Origin of the sequence: Effusibacillus dendaii (assembly GCF_015097055.1) — a bacterium.
GTDB lineage: Bacteria > Bacillota > Bacilli > Tumebacillales > Effusibacillaceae > Effusibacillus > Effusibacillus dendaii.
Genome location: NZ_AP023366.1, coordinates 1785459 through 1802579 on the forward strand (window position 1 = coordinate 1785459; position 17121 = coordinate 1802579).

Annotated in this window: 15 protein-coding genes and 2 pseudogenes; 1 reads left to right on the forward strand and 16 read right to left on the reverse strand. The window is 45.8% G+C overall.

The window, feature by feature from the left end; genetic code table 11:
* Nucleotides 1-147: 147 nt before the first annotated feature.
* From skT53_RS09680 to skT53_RS09745, 14 genes and pseudogenes are all read right to left on the reverse strand, one after another.
* On the reverse strand, nucleotides 148-324 hold the full coding sequence (locus skT53_RS09680) for a hypothetical protein (RefSeq protein WP_200756367.1): 177 nt from the start codon (nucleotides 322-324) through the stop codon (nucleotides 148-150).
* Between the two features lie 21 nt (nucleotides 325-345).
* Nucleotides 346-2289 carry a sigma-54-dependent Fis family transcriptional regulator gene (locus skT53_RS09685; protein ID WP_200756369.1) on the reverse strand — a complete coding sequence of 648 codons (1944 nt, stop codon included), beginning with the start codon at nucleotides 2287-2289 and terminating at the stop codon, nucleotides 346-348.
* A 283-nt stretch (nucleotides 2290-2572) separates the two neighbouring features.
* Nucleotides 2573-3598: an NAD(P)-dependent alcohol dehydrogenase gene (locus skT53_RS09690; protein WP_200756371.1), complete on the reverse strand. Its 1026-nt coding sequence runs from the start codon at nucleotides 3596-3598 to the stop codon at nucleotides 2573-2575.
* A complete protein-coding gene (locus skT53_RS09695; protein WP_200756373.1) occupies nucleotides 3598-4320 on the reverse strand; it encodes an iron-sulfur cluster assembly protein in 723 nt (240 codons plus the stop codon). Before skT53_RS09695 ends, skT53_RS09690 begins: the two co-directional genes overlap by 1 nt.
* Nucleotides 4321-4343: 23 nt before the next feature.
* Nucleotides 4344-5363: an amidohydrolase family protein gene (locus skT53_RS09700; RefSeq protein WP_200756375.1), complete on the reverse strand. Its 1020-nt coding sequence runs from the start codon at nucleotides 5361-5363 to the stop codon at nucleotides 4344-4346.
* A 371-nt stretch (nucleotides 5364-5734) separates the two neighbouring features.
* Nucleotides 5735-6709 carry an aldo/keto reductase gene (locus skT53_RS09705; RefSeq protein WP_200756377.1) on the reverse strand — a complete coding sequence of 325 codons (975 nt, stop codon included), beginning with the start codon at nucleotides 6707-6709 and terminating at the stop codon, nucleotides 5735-5737.
* A 95-nt stretch (nucleotides 6710-6804) separates the two neighbouring features.
* Nucleotides 6805-7473, reverse strand: a pseudogene (locus skT53_RS09710) (aldo/keto reductase).
* A gap of 166 nt (nucleotides 7474-7639) precedes the next feature.
* Nucleotides 7640-8113 (reverse strand): thioredoxin-dependent thiol peroxidase, encoded by a 474-nt coding sequence (gene bcp / locus skT53_RS09715; protein ID WP_200756379.1) that lies wholly within the window; start codon nucleotides 8111-8113, stop codon nucleotides 7640-7642.
* A 321-nt stretch (nucleotides 8114-8434) separates the two neighbouring features.
* Nucleotides 8435-9793, reverse strand: a pseudogene (locus tag skT53_RS09720) (IS4 family transposase).
* A gap of 136 nt (nucleotides 9794-9929) precedes the next feature.
* Nucleotides 9930-10136, reverse strand: a complete 207-nt coding sequence (locus skT53_RS09725) for an AtuA-related protein (RefSeq protein WP_200756380.1) — start codon at nucleotides 10134-10136, stop codon at nucleotides 9930-9932.
* Nucleotides 10137-10139: 3 nt separating this feature from the next.
* Nucleotides 10140-11495 carry an acyclic terpene utilization AtuA family protein gene (locus tag skT53_RS09730; RefSeq protein WP_226375169.1) on the reverse strand — a complete coding sequence of 452 codons (1356 nt, stop codon included), beginning with the start codon at nucleotides 11493-11495 and terminating at the stop codon, nucleotides 10140-10142.
* 45 nt (nucleotides 11496-11540) lie between these two features.
* Complete coding sequence (locus skT53_RS09735; RefSeq protein WP_200756382.1) at nucleotides 11541-11849, reverse strand: AtuA-related protein; 309 nt, start codon at nucleotides 11847-11849, stop codon at nucleotides 11541-11543.
* On the reverse strand, nucleotides 11846-13195 hold the full coding sequence (locus skT53_RS09740; protein ID WP_200756384.1) for an acyclic terpene utilization AtuA family protein: 1350 nt from the start codon (nucleotides 13193-13195) through the stop codon (nucleotides 11846-11848). The genes skT53_RS09735 and skT53_RS09740 overlap by 4 nt, the downstream gene beginning before the upstream one ends.
* Before the next feature lie 216 nt (nucleotides 13196-13411).
* Nucleotides 13412-13966 carry a helix-turn-helix domain-containing protein gene (locus skT53_RS09745; protein WP_200756386.1) on the reverse strand — a complete coding sequence of 185 codons (555 nt, stop codon included), beginning with the start codon at nucleotides 13964-13966 and terminating at the stop codon, nucleotides 13412-13414.
* Nucleotides 13967-14144: 178 nt separating this feature from the next.
* On the opposite strand from skT53_RS09745, the gene skT53_RS09750 reads away from it, so the two are divergent.
* Nucleotides 14145-14990 (forward strand): alpha/beta hydrolase family protein, encoded by an 846-nt coding sequence (locus tag skT53_RS09750; RefSeq protein WP_200756388.1) that lies wholly within the window; start codon nucleotides 14145-14147, stop codon nucleotides 14988-14990.
* Nucleotides 14991-15035: 45 nt separating this feature from the next.
* On the opposite strand, the gene skT53_RS09755 is transcribed toward skT53_RS09750, so the two are convergent.
* Both skT53_RS09755 and skT53_RS09760 read right to left on the reverse strand, forming a co-directional pair.
* Complete coding sequence (locus skT53_RS09755) at nucleotides 15036-15728, reverse strand: zinc metallopeptidase (RefSeq protein ID WP_200756390.1); 693 nt, start codon at nucleotides 15726-15728, stop codon at nucleotides 15036-15038.
* A 38-nt stretch (nucleotides 15729-15766) separates the two neighbouring features.
* Nucleotides 15767-17110, reverse strand: a complete 1344-nt coding sequence (locus skT53_RS09760) for a hemolysin family protein (protein WP_200756392.1) — start codon at nucleotides 17108-17110, stop codon at nucleotides 15767-15769.
* Between the last annotated feature and the right edge of the window lie 11 nt (nucleotides 17111-17121).

Consider the following 17121-nt stretch of genomic DNA (forward strand, 5'->3'; position numbering starts at 1 on the left):
ATTCCCCTTCTTGGTGATTTAAGTTTCACCAAGAAGGGGAATTCTTTGTGTCTACTCTTCTTCCCAAAATTGCCGCTACACAGCATCCGGCATCCCATTCATCGTACGCTTTTATCTCGGTTTCAACTCTCGTCCTAACAGAACCTTTTACCCTTCATAATACCTTTGAACGTGCAACCGGTTTGAAACACTTTGTATTTTTTCCTTACTTCCAGCGATAGCGTACAATTCCGCATTGGGTGAACAACCAAAAAAGGATAGTTGTTCTTCACTGACGCTATTGTCCGTACGCAGTACACCCCATTTGACTTTTTTCGGAATCATAGCCTTTCTCCTTAATAAATTTTAAGATTGGAGATTACGACCGAGTTTTCGATAAATCGTGCTCCGATGAATACCCAACTTACGTGCCGTCTCTGATACGTTTCCATTTAATTCATTGAGCACCGCAAGGATGAGTTGTGTTTCCTGGTTCCTGAATGCAGTCCTTGTGGTCAAGAAATTCTGTCTCACTTCAATCCGATTCCTCCTGCCCCCATGTATTTCTTCCGGCAAATCGACCGCACGCACGAGATTTCCTGTCAATTTGGCGGCTATTCGATAGGCAATATTCCGCAGTTCCCGAACGTTGCCCGGCCACGGGTAATCTTCCAAAACCCTCAATGCTTCCTCATCCACCTGAATCGGTGATCGCCCCATCTCATGGCATACTTTTTGCAAGAAATGTTTCAACAGAAGAGGAATATCTCCCTGTCTTTCCCGTAGAGGGGGAACCCGCAGCGATAGTATATTTAATCGGTAGTACAGGTCCCGGCGAAACTTACCATTTTCAATATCAGCGAAAAGGTCCCGATTCGTGGCGGCAATAATTCGTACGTTTACCCGGATTGGCTTTTTCCCGCCCAAGCGGACAACTTCCTTCTCCTCAAGAACCCGCAGCATAAGAGTCTGTAAATCAAGCGGCAATTCACCTATTTCATCGAGGAATATAGTTCCTCCGTCAGCCAGTTCGAATTTGCCTTCTCTTCCATCTTTTCTTGCTCCCGTAAACGTGCCACCCTCATAACCAAAAAATTCACTGGCAGCAAGTTCCTTTGGTATAGCACCACAATTTACTGCCACAAAAGGTCCTGTCTCCCGGCAACTTGCAGCGTGAATTGACTGAGCCAATAATTCTTTTCCCGTTCCACTCTCTCCCTCAATCAAAACCGGCAACTCACTTCTGGCAGCCGATCGTGCTTCCGACAGTGCGGCCAAAAATTTCGATGAACGGCCGATCATATTGCCAAATGAATACTTGGTTGAGAGCTCTGCGTAAGACCGACTGCCGCTATTGGGCGGAACGGCTTGGACAATAGCGCCAATAGGATGATCTTCATGGAAACAGGTACGGAGTACAAAGTCCCACTTTCCGTTCTTTCCTTCGACTTCCCAATTCATTTCTGCCATTGTTGATGAAACACCAGGACAGCCTACCAGGCGATTGTTTGAATCGATCCAGCCATATTCATACATTTTAGGAACCGCTTTGATCACTGTACCCCCACGATCCAGTGCAACCATAAGTGTATTTGGACTGCGAGAAATTCCACTCAAATAATATTCCAGAACTTTTGTCCGTTCGACCTCTAATGTGTGGCGAAGCCGTTCTTCTATCGCCCTCACAGCCGACACGACCACGGAGAGAGTGTGTGGATGGGCGGTCTGCCACGGTCCCGTAAGATCGAGAACCCCTAAAATTTGCTGAGTGGCCGGGTCTCGAATCGGAGATGCCGAACAGGTCCAACTATGGACCTCTTGGCAAAAGTGCTCGGCTGCAAAAACCTGCACGGGCGAACGGTTTACAAGTGAAATACCTATACCGTTGGTACCCGCATTACTCTCAGCCCAGGATGCTCCAATAACGAAATCCATATTCTCTGCTTTTCTTCTTAAGGAAATATCTCCGTCAATTGTTAAAATAGTGCCGTTTTCATCGGTTAATACCACCAAATGACCGGAATCATTTGCCAGGTCTTTCAGTTCGCGTACTATAGGATTCAGATCAAAGAACAGCCGGTTATCTGACAAATAGTCTTGAATATATTCTTCGGAGAAAAGAATTGGCGGCTTTGACTGGAGAGGATGAATCCCCAGTGAATGACAACGTTGCCATGATTCAACCACCAAAGGTCGGACATCAAGGTCCAGACGCTGTCTGATTATAAAACTTTCCCAGGCTGACTCCAATTTCGATCTTACAGAATGAGGAGAAGACCATGCATCTAAAGCAAGAAACGGATTCTTCATATTTTACAGAGCCACCTCCCGGAAATTACCCCGTAAATACTTTTTAGACTTCGGTTTGCTAACACATGAATCGTTTCAAGATGCGGCCAACCCACAATCAGCTTTTATTTTTAAAGTTTCTTCCGAATAAATGATTTTTCGGCAGGCAAAAATAACAGAAAATTATACGTATTCCGATTATATAATATTTTTTATCTTAAAATCAATATCAATAATATTGCACTCTTTATATACGAAAAAGAAGCGCCGAGATATCCCCCGGCGCTCTTCCTGCAGGTATATTTCAGGGAACCAAAACTGCCCTTCCGTTGATCTTCCCATCATGAAGCAACTTCAGTATATCATTTGCCTCGTCCAGTGCATACTTGGCTGAGTGGAGTATTACCTTGCCGCGAGCATGGAGTTCCATTAACTGATACAGATCATTGTAGTTTCCAACTAAACTGCCGACAATGCTTATTTCATTGTTAATAAGGTTAAGTGAAGGAACTTTCACGGTCCCCCCATAACCAACCACGAAATAGGTCCCCCCTTTTCGCAACATTTGCAGACTCTCCGCATGAGTCTGGTCAGTACCCACGAAGTCAATGATAATATCCGCTCCCTGCTCAGCTGTAAGACTCAGTACTTGCGAAACAGCCCTATCGTTCGCTTCCACTGCATGAACTGCCCCAAGATCCAATGCCATATTTAGGCGATCCTTATTCCTGTCAAAGGCAATAATATCCGAATTCCCCAGTTCTCGCATGACCTGAACGCCAATATGCCCAAGCCCCCCCATCCCAATCATGAGAACTTTGGTGCCCGGCTTGGCTAAAGGGGCAGCTCTCCGTACAGCTCTGTACGCAGTGATTCCAGCGTCGGCAAATGGTGCCACATCAGCGGGATTCACATCATTTGGCAATGGAATCAAAGCTCGTTCAGAGGTCTTTAAATACTCGGCATATCCGCCATCAACGGTCAGACCGGGAAATTTAAGATTCGGGCAGTGCATATCCTCTCCGGCACGACAGTTCAAACATTTTCCACAACTCATCACAGGGTGCACAATGACAGGGTCGCCCACCTTAAAATTAGTGACGGCAGAACCTACTGCATGGACCCAACCGGCGTTTTCGTGACCGATGATGTAGGGAAGTTCTGTACCAAGGGTTTCCGCCCAAACCCCTTCGATCAGATGCAGGTCGGTATGACAAACTCCAGCCCCCCCAATTTTTACAATAACATCGCTTGAGTCGGTAATAACAGGATCCGGAACTTGTTCAATGCGTAAAGGTTCATTATATTTATGCAAACGTGCGGCCTTCATTATTTACATACCTCCAATTCGGATAGTGGTTCCATGCTATACCGCGTTTCAAACAACCCTCGGCAATAATGCCCATTAAATTCCATACTTAAACGGGTTCGCCGAATATTTGCCAAGTACCCAGGAAAACTTTCCAGATCCAGCTTTTTGCCATCAGACTGAATAAAAGCAATCTTCTTTGGTTCGTTGTCATACCCCAGTGCTTGGCGAATGGATAAGTATTGCTTTGTCAGCATGATTCCCTCCGATTCGAGATTTGGAAGCTCCAACAAATCTCGAATAGTCAAATCCAGGATTGACGAATGAGTGAATCCTAAGCGGATAAGATGTCGCAATAACCTTTCTTGACGGGATACGAATGCCTTGACACGAAATGTTTTTCGCAGCTCATCCAGTTGCCCGGATGACATATCAGGGAATGTTTCAACGAACGTTTTGCCGTTGGAAACCCCCTCATTGATTTCGGCCGAAGCACAATGATCTTCCAGACAAACCGCCACCTTTTTGACCCATGGAAGTTCCGATATTCGATCACGAATATCCTCTGCCATGATGAAAGCAAAGTTTGGAGAACACCAATATGTGGGAAGACGAAATGACACCGTGACGTCCGAACCGTTAATTGCCACTTGGTTAATAAAACCCAACTCTGTAAGCGATTGATCCAGTTCTGGATCATAAACTTCGGCTAATTTTGCAAATACTTCTTCCCGTTGTTGCATCTCCGACCCTCCCATCAACCCGATTATCCACGTATTGCGACCTTGTCACTCCGTATTTTGGCCTTCTGGGCTTCAATATCGATACCATATAAACGGGCGGCATTCTCGCCCAAAATTTTCCTTTTTACAGAAAGGGTTAAATTAGCCCCTGTTTCTTGTTGGATATCTTCCGGCAGTTCAAATGCCATAAATTTCTCAATCAGCCATTTCGGTTCCCAAAGTGCATAGTCACTCCCGAACAAGATTCGGTCCTCACCAACCCAGTACAACAGTTCACTGATGATTTCTGCGAAATAACGAGGACGGGTATGAATGAATGGGATTGCTACGGCCAAGCCAGCATACACATTGGATTCTTGCGTGGCGATCCAACAGAAATCCTCTAACCGGGGCAGACCGCAATGTTCCACGATAAAATTCAGACCCGGGAAGCTGCTGGCCGCATCATCAATATCAGCAACATCAAAAGCATCCCGATTCAGCGGAGTAATGGTGGGACCCTTATGCACATGAATATTAACAATTCCCAGTTGTTCGCACTTTTCAAGGTACCGCTGCGCCCAAGGATCCGTGAGTTTATAGCCTTTCGAAGAACCCCTCCATTCGGCTGTATATAATTTCACCCCCTTAACACCGTGGTTTACTGCCAAATATTCAAGATACTCAAGCCCCCGCTCCCCGTCACGCGGATCAAAAGTCCCGTTGCCAATAAATCTTCCCGGGTATTTTTTCGCAAGTTCGGCGTTCTTTTCAATATCACCGAAACCATTTTTATAAAAATCTGTCAGGAAGACAGGCTGAAAAATCGCCATGTCTACATAGCCCTTCACGAATAGGTCATTTACTAGAGTATCCGCATCGTATTTTTCAAACTTATCCTTTGGCCACAGATTTTCAGCTGGACTAAGGTTCTTATGATAGTCATAGAAACAATTGATAAATTGGGCGCCATGGATGTTCAACTGATTTTCCGGGCTTCCGTCCCATAGCGCAATATGACCGTCTATTACGAAAATCTCTTCTCCGTCGGCTGTTTTGAACATGCCCATTCCTCCTATTGTTTTTCATTTTTTGAAGAATAGGATCAAATAACCCAATTTCAATCCAAGTTCAAGAATTGAACAACCGTTATGTAACCGCTCTCATTCAGAAGTCCCCCTTTCTTAAATTCAGCTGTCGCTGCCCTTTTTTATAAGCAAAACTCGTGCCAACATGCATTTCTAGTATAATTTTCAGTTCATAACCTTATGAAGAAACGCTAAAGGAGGGATGTCCTGTCGCAAACTGTCGCAAAAAAGCTACACCGTCGTAGAAGTGAAACAATTTTTCCTACGGCGGATGATCAAGGAAAATATGGGGCTAAAAAGAAAAAGGCACCCTTTCGGACGCCTTCCAGAGATATTGCGACAATCTATCACGACAACCTATACACGGCAAACGGTTCTCCATAACGGAACGGCATACTGATGCGATCCAGCTCCTGTATGGTTTGATCGGCAAGTTTTACAGAGGTGCTGCGCAGGTTATCTTCTAACTGCTCCACACGGGTTGCGCCTACGATGATGGTGGATACGACGGGCTGCTCCATCAGCCAGGCGAGCGAAAGAGCGGAAGGAGATACATCAAGCTCCCGGGCGATTTTTGAAACCTGCTCTCCCAATTGGATTCGCTCCGCATCAAGCCGTTTTGCAAAATTGGGATCTTTGTCGGCGCGCGAACCGGCTGGTGAAGCGCTGCCAGCTGCGTACTTCCCGGTCAGGATGCCTCCCGCAAGCGGAAAATAAGGAATCACGCCGATCCCCTGGTCAAGACACAAAGGAACCAATTCCTGTTCGATCGTTCGATCAGCCAGCGAGTAACAGGGCTGGATTGAAACATAGCGGGACAGGTTCAACCGATCGCTCGTCGCGAGCGCCTTCATCAACTCCCATGCTGCGTAATTGGACGCGCCGATATAGCGAACCTTTCCCGACCGAACAAGATCATCCAGTGTCCGCAACGTCTCTTCCAACAGGGTATTCGGATCAAAGGAATGAATTTGGTACAAGTCGATATAATCGGTTTTCAACCGTTTCAGACTTCCTTCAATTTCCTGCATGATGTGATAACGGGAAGACCCCTTCCCGTTGGGGCCATCGTTCTGAACCAACCCCGCTTTTGTCGCAAGCACGACCTCATGCCTCCGACCTGTCAAGGCCTCTCCAATAATTCGTTCAGACTCAGATCCACTGTAAATGTTCGCTGTATCGATAAAGTTAACTCCCTGATCCAGCGCCTGATGGATAATGCGAATCGAGGTTTCCTTATCTGCGCGCGATCCAAACGCGTTTGTACCCAGTCCCAGAATCGACACTTGCAAACCGCTATTCCCCAGCCGACGATATTCCAAATTCAACAACCCCCTTCAGAAAAGTACTATGTGCACCCTTCCATTTCCATTCCTCAATTTCCTGCTGAATGTTTGACGAAAGAAACCAACTTCCCTCATTGAAAAGTTGGCTTCCGGACCCAAGCGATAGTTTGGAAATTTACGTTGTCAGGATCGTATTCAAAACTTCTCTTGTTTTGGTTCCGCGCATCGATCTGTTGCATCTCTTCCTGGGTCAGCGAAAAATCGAAAACGTCCGCATTCTCCCGGATACGGGCTGCACGCACCGATTTGGGAATGGTTACGACCCCATGCTGCAAATTCCAGCGAATCGCAATCTGCGCCGGCGTTTTACCGTATTTCTGGCCCAGTTCCACTAAGACCGGATTGCCAAGCAGTTCTCCCTTGCGCATCAGCGGTGACCACGCTTCCATTTGAATGTCCTGCTGCTTGCAAAAATCAAGAATTTCCTTTTGCGTTAACAGGGGATGCCGCTACACCTGGTTGACCATTGGCTTTATTTCAAAATGATCCAGGATATCCTGCAAATGATGCACTTGAAAGTTACTCACCCCGATTGCCCGTACATACCCATCCCGCTAGAGCTTCTCCAATGCTCGCCATGTCTCTTTGTACTTGTCCGGCACGGCCCAGTGGATCAAATAGAGTTTGTAGACAGTAGCCGTATCAATGCTGCGATACCCTACTTCAATCGCTGTACGAACCGCGTTCTCCACTTCCTCACCATCCTCGGCCATCCACACACCAAGTCCCAGCCAGGGCATTTTCACACCGTTATGTAATGTTGTGCAATCAGACAAACATTCATCGGTCGTTTCTCCTCCCGGTTAATGTCTGGCAACGTACCCCTATTGTACAAAATCGGGAGAACTCTGTCCGCTTTCCGCTCAACATTAGGTGAAGCATTCCCACCGACGACTGATTCCACCATCAGTCGCCCAGATGCTCATTGACATAATCCAATACTTCATCCACATGGTTCTTCACCCGAACGTTCCGCCACTCACGAACCAGATTTCCTTTCCTGTCAATCACAAACGTTGATCTTTCAATTCCCATATACTCTTTCCCATAGTTCTTCTTAAGCTTCCATACCCCATATATTTCTGCAACCGTATGATTCTCGTCCGACAGCAGGATAAATGGCAGCTCATATTTTTCGATAAACTTTTGATGGCGAGTGACAGGATCAGGGCTTATCCCGAGCACAACCGTATCCGCCTCAGCAAAGCTTTTATAATGATCGCGAAAATCACACGCTTCTGTTGTACAACCGGGTGTCATATCTTTCGGATAGAAATAAATCACTACGTTTTTCCCTTTAAATTGGGACAACTTGACTGTCTGTCCATCGCTGGCTGTCAGTTCAAAGTCGGGCGCTGCTTGTCCAATGTTTACGGTCATCTTCCCTCAACCTCCAAAGGTGGTTTATCACAACCCCCCCAGTTTCTACAGGTTTTCTACACCTTCTTCCTTTTATTATATACCAGCTTAGGTCGGGGCAAAAATTGACCCTGTCTTGACTTGCTTCAATCCGCAAAACGTGTACTCTAGCATGTGGTTAAATGGGCGAATTTCATATTGCATGATCTAATGAACTTGATCTGGATGATTCTATACGAGGAGATTAAAAAGTGCACAATGCTTCCCGGGATACGGAAAAGCACTGTGCAACCTGTTTTGGGGAAAGTTTTTAATCCTTTTTCATTGTAAGATGTTAAATACTCAACTTTCGCAGCTAAGTTTTGCGAATAAACCCTTGATATAATTGGGCAAACCTGAAATCCATTGCTGTACTTGACTCAAAACGGTAGACTGTTCCCGTTTCCGTTTAGCCCCTATGAGATCAAGAAAGAAGGCAATCAATTGTTGTAAAGCCGTCTTGAGATCCAGCTTTCGGATTTCATCGGAATAGAGAAAAAACAGACCGCCTAAGGAACGTGCATCGTTTTGTTGGCGACGCTCCCATTCCAAGACCAAATAGCGTGTAAATACGATGGTTGTATGGCTAATCAGCATCTCAAACGAACGGCCCTGGAACTCTGTTCCCAGCTTCAGATGCGACTTGGTAAATTTGAAGAAAGTTTCAATACTTCAGCGCATTCCATAAATGCGAACAATCTCGGATTCGTCCAACTCCAAGTCCGTACTGAGAATTACGAGCCACTCCCGACGTCGGTTCCGGTTTTGCACAAACACCAACTTGATCGGCAGACCGCAAGCCGTTTGAACAATCACCGAGCCGAGAATTTCCGATTTTTTGGATTTAGCCAGGGTGGCATACAATTCCTTTAATGTCAATTGTTTGCCGTCCAGCACGTATCTTTGCTTCATGTCCTTAATCATCCCAATAACATGCAATCCTTTGGACATGAGTTCACGGAGCAACGGGGCTTGGGTAAACCAACTGTCCATAAGGACAAAATCGGCTGTGAATCCAGCTTTTAAAGCCCGCCTCAACAAGTCCACTACAGCATCTGGTTTCCGGGAGAACGCTTCCAAACGTCGCTTATAGCCATGCGAACGCTTGATCAAACGATCTTTCATTTCACAGAAACGGTTGGTCAATTTGGCGGAGCTAAGCATTGTGAAATCGATGGGTGCAAAGCTAAACCCATCAGACCACCCGAGTGTCAGCATGTTGTAACCACGCACAAAGCGTCCCGTCGTATGGTCATGAACCCGTGCCAGCAGTTCTGCTTTCTTGCTGCGGTCACGGCGTAGGATGGAGTCGTCAATGATGAATACACGAACCCGAGAGGCAGAAATAAGCGATTCGAAGTGTTGGACAATTTTCAGACTTAGGCTTTGTAAAAACTTCCGCCATGCAAAGCGAGAATGATTCAAAAAGCGATAGACAACATCCTTGCCCGGCAAGGAGGAACGGTGATCGCTGTCGAGTAAACGAAACCAATTACGCCCCTGGAATACGAGAGTGAAAATGAGTTGAAATACGTCTAAAGCTGACATTCCGAAAGATTTACGAATACCGGCCTTACGAAGTAAATGGCCGATTTGTAAAGTTACGAAAATCGCCGAAAAACGTTCTTCATGCTTTTCGGACAGAGAGTTGTGGTGTACCATAAAGTTACACACCTTTCTGTTTGGAATGGTAAGCTGGACACTTCCATTGTACCAAACGGGAAGGGTGTTTTTTTGCTGTCAAGCAGGCAAATATTAAGTTGGAGATCCCTGTAACGTAAAGGGTGAATCGAGTTTTTTAAGCTGCGAAAGTTGAGTTATCTATTTCATATCGAATGACTTCTCCAGTTAAAATCTTTTCATATTTTTGTTTGACCACTGATGCGGTGACTTGTTCTTTAATTACGGGGTAATACTCCGGCTTATAAGCGATAACTGAAATATTTGCCACATTCCCCTTATCGCCTGTACGGGAATGTGCCAATTTTCGAAGAGGTACCTGCAATTTTTACACCTCCCGGATGTGAATAACAGGTTGGATTTCCGTTCTGGGTATTAATGTCGACCAGATTCCTATTACTTCACGAACCCGATCGTGGTGCGGCACTCGTTTCCCTGTTGACGCCAAACCGCATACGGCCATACTATCAACTTCCAGTCCTACTTTGAGCGCTTCTTCTTTGGTTTTTGTTCTGGCTGCAACGCGAACCGCAACCTCGTATGGTTCATGCTCGGGTTCAGGAGATAAAGGCCCATGAATGGCATTCACTCCCAAAAAATCGATCCGTAGCTCTTCCGCCTTAAGCTGCACTCTTTCAAATCTTCGCAATAAGATTTCCTTTGCCAGTTTGGCCTTATTCAAACACCCGGGACCTGCAAAGAAGAACATATCCTCACCAATAAACCCTTCTGCACAACCGATTGATACTTTATAAAACGGAGTTCGGGGCTTACCGGAAATATTCGTAATCATAACGTGATCTTTTTTAATCTCTTGCAATGAAACTGTTGTAAAATCAACCACGACATCGGGAGTGATATAGTTTTCGGGATCATGTACCTCATACAGAAGTTGTTCTTTGCATGTCCTCAAGCTCACTTCTCCGCCGGTCCCATCCACTTTGGACAGGATGGCTGTACCATCTTCGCTGATTTCGACAATCGGGAAGGCTAGATTCCAAATCTCCTCAACATCTTTGTAACCTGGGTCCGCAAAATACCCTCCAGTTACTTGAGCGCCACATTCCATCAGATGTCCAATCCCTGTCCCCATTCCCAGTGTCGCCCAATCGTCATACTTCCAATTAAATTCATATATCATGGGCGCCAGAAATAAAGATGGGTCGGCTACCCGCGATGTAATCACTATATCCGCTCCGGACTGCAATGCTTTTACAATCGGTTCGGCGCCCAGATAAGCTTCGGCTGAAACAATTGGATCGGAAATCGAACTTACAGGCTTTCCGCTCTCCAAAATCGTATTTCCAATATCCAGAATCCGATCTGTCACAATTCCGCCTTCAATTGCAGCAACTTTCAGATTGGATAATCCCATTTCTTTTGCCAATTGGATTACCCGTTGGCAAGCGGCAACCGGATTTACCCACCCCTGGTTGCTTATGATTTTGATTCCTTTCTCTTTACAAGTTGGCAAGACCGCCCTGAACCGGGCATCCAAGTTTGTATCGTATCCCAAATAAGAAGGGTCCCGTCGAAGTCTTACTTGGGCGGCGGAAACGGTTGCCTCCGCCATCGTCTCAAATACTAAATAGTTGATATTCCCCCTCTCCACGTTCCAAACCGCCGGTTCGATTCGATCCCCCCACCATGCCGAACCGGATCCAATACGAATTGTTTTTGACAATGAAATCCCCCCTAAGCAAAAAGTCCCCGCAATATCCGCCTGTCTTCATCGATCGACCAAATCAATGTTAAGCATTATGGAACTTAAGCTTTTTCCGTGGATATCCAGGTTTAACGCAGTAGTAACACCTCCCCCAAGCGCGTCAAACAGAACAAAATTGAGTGCGGATATTTTGGGTAACTCATAGCGTTCCACCTTCCCCTGGATAATGTCACCGTATGCCTTCCTTACCACATCCACGTCTAAATGCTCTTTAAGAAAGTCGTAGTCTTCCTCTTTGTAAGCTATCACCGACACATTGGATATATTTCCTTTGTCCCCTGCACGACAGTGAGCGATTTCCCGGACTTTCATGCTGTGATCATCTCCTTCACAACAATACTCGTTTTAACTAGCTCACGTGGCAAAAGGATAGATAGAACCCCTATAATTTCCCGAACGTTTTTAAAATCTCCGGCTCCCCCGTACGGACCATTCGTAAGTAATGTTTCGACTTCGGCGCCAATCAGTTTCGCATCTTCAACGCTATCCGTTAGACCGGCTACTCGCAGGCGCACCTCATAAGGCTCTATAAACGGATTACTTGACTCACCATGCAAAGACTGTACACCAATAAAGTCTACCCGGAGATCCTTATAAGCAACGTTCCTGATTTTAAGCCTATCTACAACCACCTGTGCCGCTAACTTTGCCCGTTCAAGCGCACCTGGTCCCGCATAGCTCATCTGTCCTTCGCCTATATAACCATTCTTGTAACCTACGCTTACCTTGTAGGTAGAAGTCCTGGGTTTGCCTTTACCACCAATGACTTGAATACGATCTTTTTCGACTTCGATAAACTCAACATCCGTAAAATCGACGATACAATCCGGTGTTATATAACTCGAGGGGTCGTGAATCTCGTATAACATTTGTTCTTTACAAGTTGCCGGGGTAATACATCCACCTGATCCTGCTACCTTTGTGATAAATGCGGAGCCGTCTTCAAACACTTCACAGATAGGGAATCCCAATTTCTCCAAATTCGGTACATCCTTATATCCGGGATCAGCAAAATAGCCACCGGTAATTTGTCCCGCACATTCCATTAAATGACCAATTACAGATCCTTGACCGATTAATTGGTAATCATTATAATTCCAGTCCAAAGCATGAATCATCGCCCCTAGAAACAATGAAGGGTCTGCTGTTCTACCCGTAATCACCACATCAGCCCCCGTGGACAAGGCATTGGATATTACCTCTGCACCCAGGTACGCGTTAGCGGATATAATCTTATCTTGGATAGTAGAGAGCTTTTGACCGGTTTCGATAATATCGGCATCTTCAAAATCGCTTACGATATCGGATACATTGTCCCCAATCACGACTGCTATTCGTAAGTTGTTTATGTTCAATTCTTCAGCGATTTCCGCAACTACTTTCGCTGCAGATTCCGGGTTCGCGGCTCCCATATTCGTGATGATTTTTACACCCTTTTGCTTCGCAATCGGTAAAACTGAACGCATTCGTGCTTCCAACCAAGGATTGTACCCTTTGTCAGGATTGCTTAACCGGTCGAGATGCTCTCTCGCGATGGTCCTTTCTGCTAGCGCTTCAAAAACCAAGTATTGTATATCTCCTTTTTCCACCAACTCAATTGCCGGTTCCCAACGGTCCCCCGCATATCCTGATCCCGCCCCAATTCTTACCTTTTTCACTTGTAAATCTCATCTCCTTTTTGATAATTCAGACATCTTGTTTGTTATGCATACTTAATTTTCTTGAATTTCAAAGATAAAAAATACGATAGAATCGAAGTTAACAAGGTAAGCGTTTTATGACTCTAAGAAGGGTTTCGAAGGAGTTACTGGATGTGCTTTCTGCGAAACTATCACTGAGGAGTAAATTTGACATTTGGTTCAAAAGTGCCCAATTTAATTGGAAACAATAATAACCAGAACTTTTGATTCCTGATTATTTCTAGATAGAAACATATGAGGTTTATCACCAAAATAATAGGCGCTGTCCCCTTCTTCCAAGGGATACAGTTTCCCGTCATAATACAAATCAATGGCTCCCTCTACCACAAAGGCGAATTCTTCTTCCTGGTGAGAGAAGGGTTGCTTTCCCTCCGTTACTTCTGGAACGATAACCATAAACGTTTCTATTTTAGCCAATGATTTACGATTGGCTAATCCATAATAAAAGTAACCAAACTCGGTTACGTTCGACACGATAGGAGTTCGTTCTTCTTTTTTGGTTATAATGAGTTCCGAATCTTCGCCTTCTTCCTCAAAAAACCAGGACAATTTAACATTTAAAGCGTTGGCGATTTTTGACAACGTTGCGATTGGCAGCGAGATACGTCCGTTTTCAATCTTTGATATCATACCTTTTGTATATCCGCATTTATCCGCTAAATCTTGTTGGGTAAGTTTCAAGTGAGTTCTTAATAGCCTGATTCTTTCCGATATTTTTTTCTCATCCATACCTATGCTCAACTCTCCTAGACAGGTTTTTCAACTAAAGTTTCCTAATATTCAACTTAAGTATACTCATAATAACCAGAAATTTCAGTTTAGTCAATACAACTGAATCCGGGATTTTGACCTATCGTGATGCTGTGTTATCTTTTTCTTAAAACTTCTTAGCCGGAAGAAGGATTGTATGATTTATCATGTGACATACCTGTCCAACGGATTGAAGGTGAAAGGGTACCTAAGTCTGCCGAATGGGTTTGAGCTCCCTGCCTCAGTATTAAAAAATTGGATCGGGCAGTTTTATGGTTACCCGGATCTTCCTATAACGGAAATCGCGACTTCCATCAATCGAGAAAAAAAAGATATTCGATCGTTCAAGCTGCCTGCTCTCATTTACTGTCGGGGAGGCATTGGAAAGTTCGGAAGTGTTAAGATTCATTGGATACAACAATTCGCCAATTTTGGACATGTTATCTTTGCTCCCTCCTACCGGGGAAATGAAGGGGGGAAAGGACGCGATGAATTTGGCGGGGACGATAAGGAAGATGTTCTTGCCGCTTATCGGCTCCTGCAAAGTCTTCCCTTCGTCAATCCGGAACGAATTTCGGTGATGGGCTTTTCGCGCGGAGCTATCAACGCTACGCTTACTGCCGTGGAGATTCCTGAAGTACACCGATTAATCCTCTGGAGCGGAGTATCGGATTTGGCGCAAACTTATGAAGAGCGGATTGATTTGCGGAGAATGTTGAAACGTGTAATTGGAGGCTCCCCTGCTAAAATGCCTGGCGTTTACCAGATTCGTTCCCCGCTGCTGATGGCAGAACGAATTCAATGCCCCGTCCTGATCATGCATGGGACAGAAGATCGGCAAGTCGATTTCAGTCATGGGCTGCACATGTACAATAAGTTGAAAAAACTTGGGAGCAATGTGGAACTGCATAGCTATCAGGGTTACGGACATCTTTTCCCACCCTCGATTCATGAAACGGCAGTGAAGCGGATGTTTGACTGGATCGGCAACAAGACCAATTAAGAAGAGAACCCGACGTTGGCCGTCGGGTGTGATTCGGAAAACCTGTTAGTCTTCTTCCGTTCTCGACTGATTGAAGAAAATCAGCACGTATTTCAGCAATTCCAGCACAGAGATCAACGCTGCTGCCACGTAAGTAAGCGCCGCGGCACCAAGCACTTGATTCACTCCCCGCTCTTCCTCGTTGCGGATGAACCCTTCTGAAATCATCAACGCTTTCGCACGAGCACTTGCGTTGAATTCGACCGGAAGCGTCACCACTTGGAACGCAACCGCTGCCGAGAACAGAATAATTCCGAGACCGATTAAATTCAGCGCGTGCAGCAAGAATCCGCCCATCAAAAGAAACGGTGCAATTCCGGACGCAAAGTTGACAACCGGGAACATTCTGTGTCGAAGCACAAGCATCGGGTAATGCACTTTGTGCTGGATCGCGTGTCCGATTTCGTGGCAAGCCACGGATAAGGAGGCAATCGACGATCCGTAATACACGTCTTCTGACAAGCGCACCGTACGGGAAATCGGATCATAGTGGTCAGACAACGCCCCCGGCACCACTTCCACCGGCACGTCGTACAAACCTTGACGGTCAAGCAGGGTACGAGCGGCTTGAGCGCCCGTCATGCCGGACGATGCCCGCACTTCCGACCATTTGCTAAAATTCCCTTTTACCTTGAACTGCGCCCAAATCGAAAGTCCAAACGCAATCAAAATCAGAAAATCCATCGGATGGAAAAACATCGTGCAGCCTCCTCCAAACATTTGTTTAAATCACGACTTTAATGAACTCTCTCAAGGTTGGGAACCGATTCAAGTCCCAATTCCGGCAATCGTTGAATACTGATTCGCTCGATCCGCGTGTCGTCCATTTTTTCGATGGTGAAGAGGAATCCGCTTTTCCGGGCGGAGTCTCCTTTTTCGGGTTGTTTGGCAACCATGGAGTACATCCATCCTCCGATCGTGTCCACATCCACGTCATCAATATCGGTACCGAGCAAATCGTTAATTTCTTCAAGCAGCACGCGGCCTTCAACCGAATAACCGTCTTTCGTTTTCTGCACGGCAGGTAGCTCCTCGCCGTCAAATTCGTCCCGGATTTCTCCGACAAGCTCTTCCATAATGTCTTCTGTGGTAATCAAACCGGCCGTTCCGCCATATTCGTCCATGACTACAGCGATTTGGGTTCCGTTTTTCTGCATCTGTTTCAACACCGCGCTAATCTCAGCCGCTTCCGACACCATGATCACACGTCGCAAAATGCTTTGGATCGTGAACTGATGATGACGGTTCATTTGCAAATACAGATCCTTCACGTGAACGTATCCGATAATGTGGTCTTTGTCCCCTTGCGAAACCGGATAACGGGTGTGACGCTCCCGATCGATTTTTTGAATAATCTCTTCGTGCGAATCGTCGATGTCAATTGTGATCATATCCACGCGGGGAACCATGATTTCTCTTGCGATTCGGTCGGAAAATTCAAATACGTTGTCGAACAGGGCCATTTCCGTGTTGTCGATCAACCCGCTTTGGTGACTTTGGTTCATCAGAATTCGGATTTCTTCTTCCGTATGGGCAAGTTCCCCTTCTTTTGCGGGTTGGATCCCGACCCACTTGAGGACCCGGTTTGCCGTTCCGTTTAAGATCCATATAAACGGATACATCACCTTATAAAAAAGAATCATCGGTCTTGCAACGTGTAACACGGTTCCTTCCGCCCTTTGAATCGCCAATGATTTCGGGGCGAGCTCACCCAGAACAATATGAAGAATCGTAATGGTCGCGAATGCGATGACAAAAGCGATTGTATGAACCGCAAATGCGGGAACTCCCAAAGTGGCAAGCGGTTTTTCAATCAAGTGGGCGATTGCGGATTCTCCAATCCAGCCGAGGCCCAGCGAAGCGAGCGTAATGCCAAATTGTGTGGCAGAAAGATAGGCGTCCAGATTGTTGGTAATGGTCTGCGCCACTTTCGCCTTTTTATTGCCTTCCTCGACCAATTGAGCCAATCTGCTGGAACGGATTTTGACCATCGCAAATTCCGCCGCCACGAAAAAACCGTTTAGAAAAACAAGGAAAAGCACTGCCAGTAAGTTAAATGCTGTTTCACCCGGATTATCCAATAAGTCGTCCC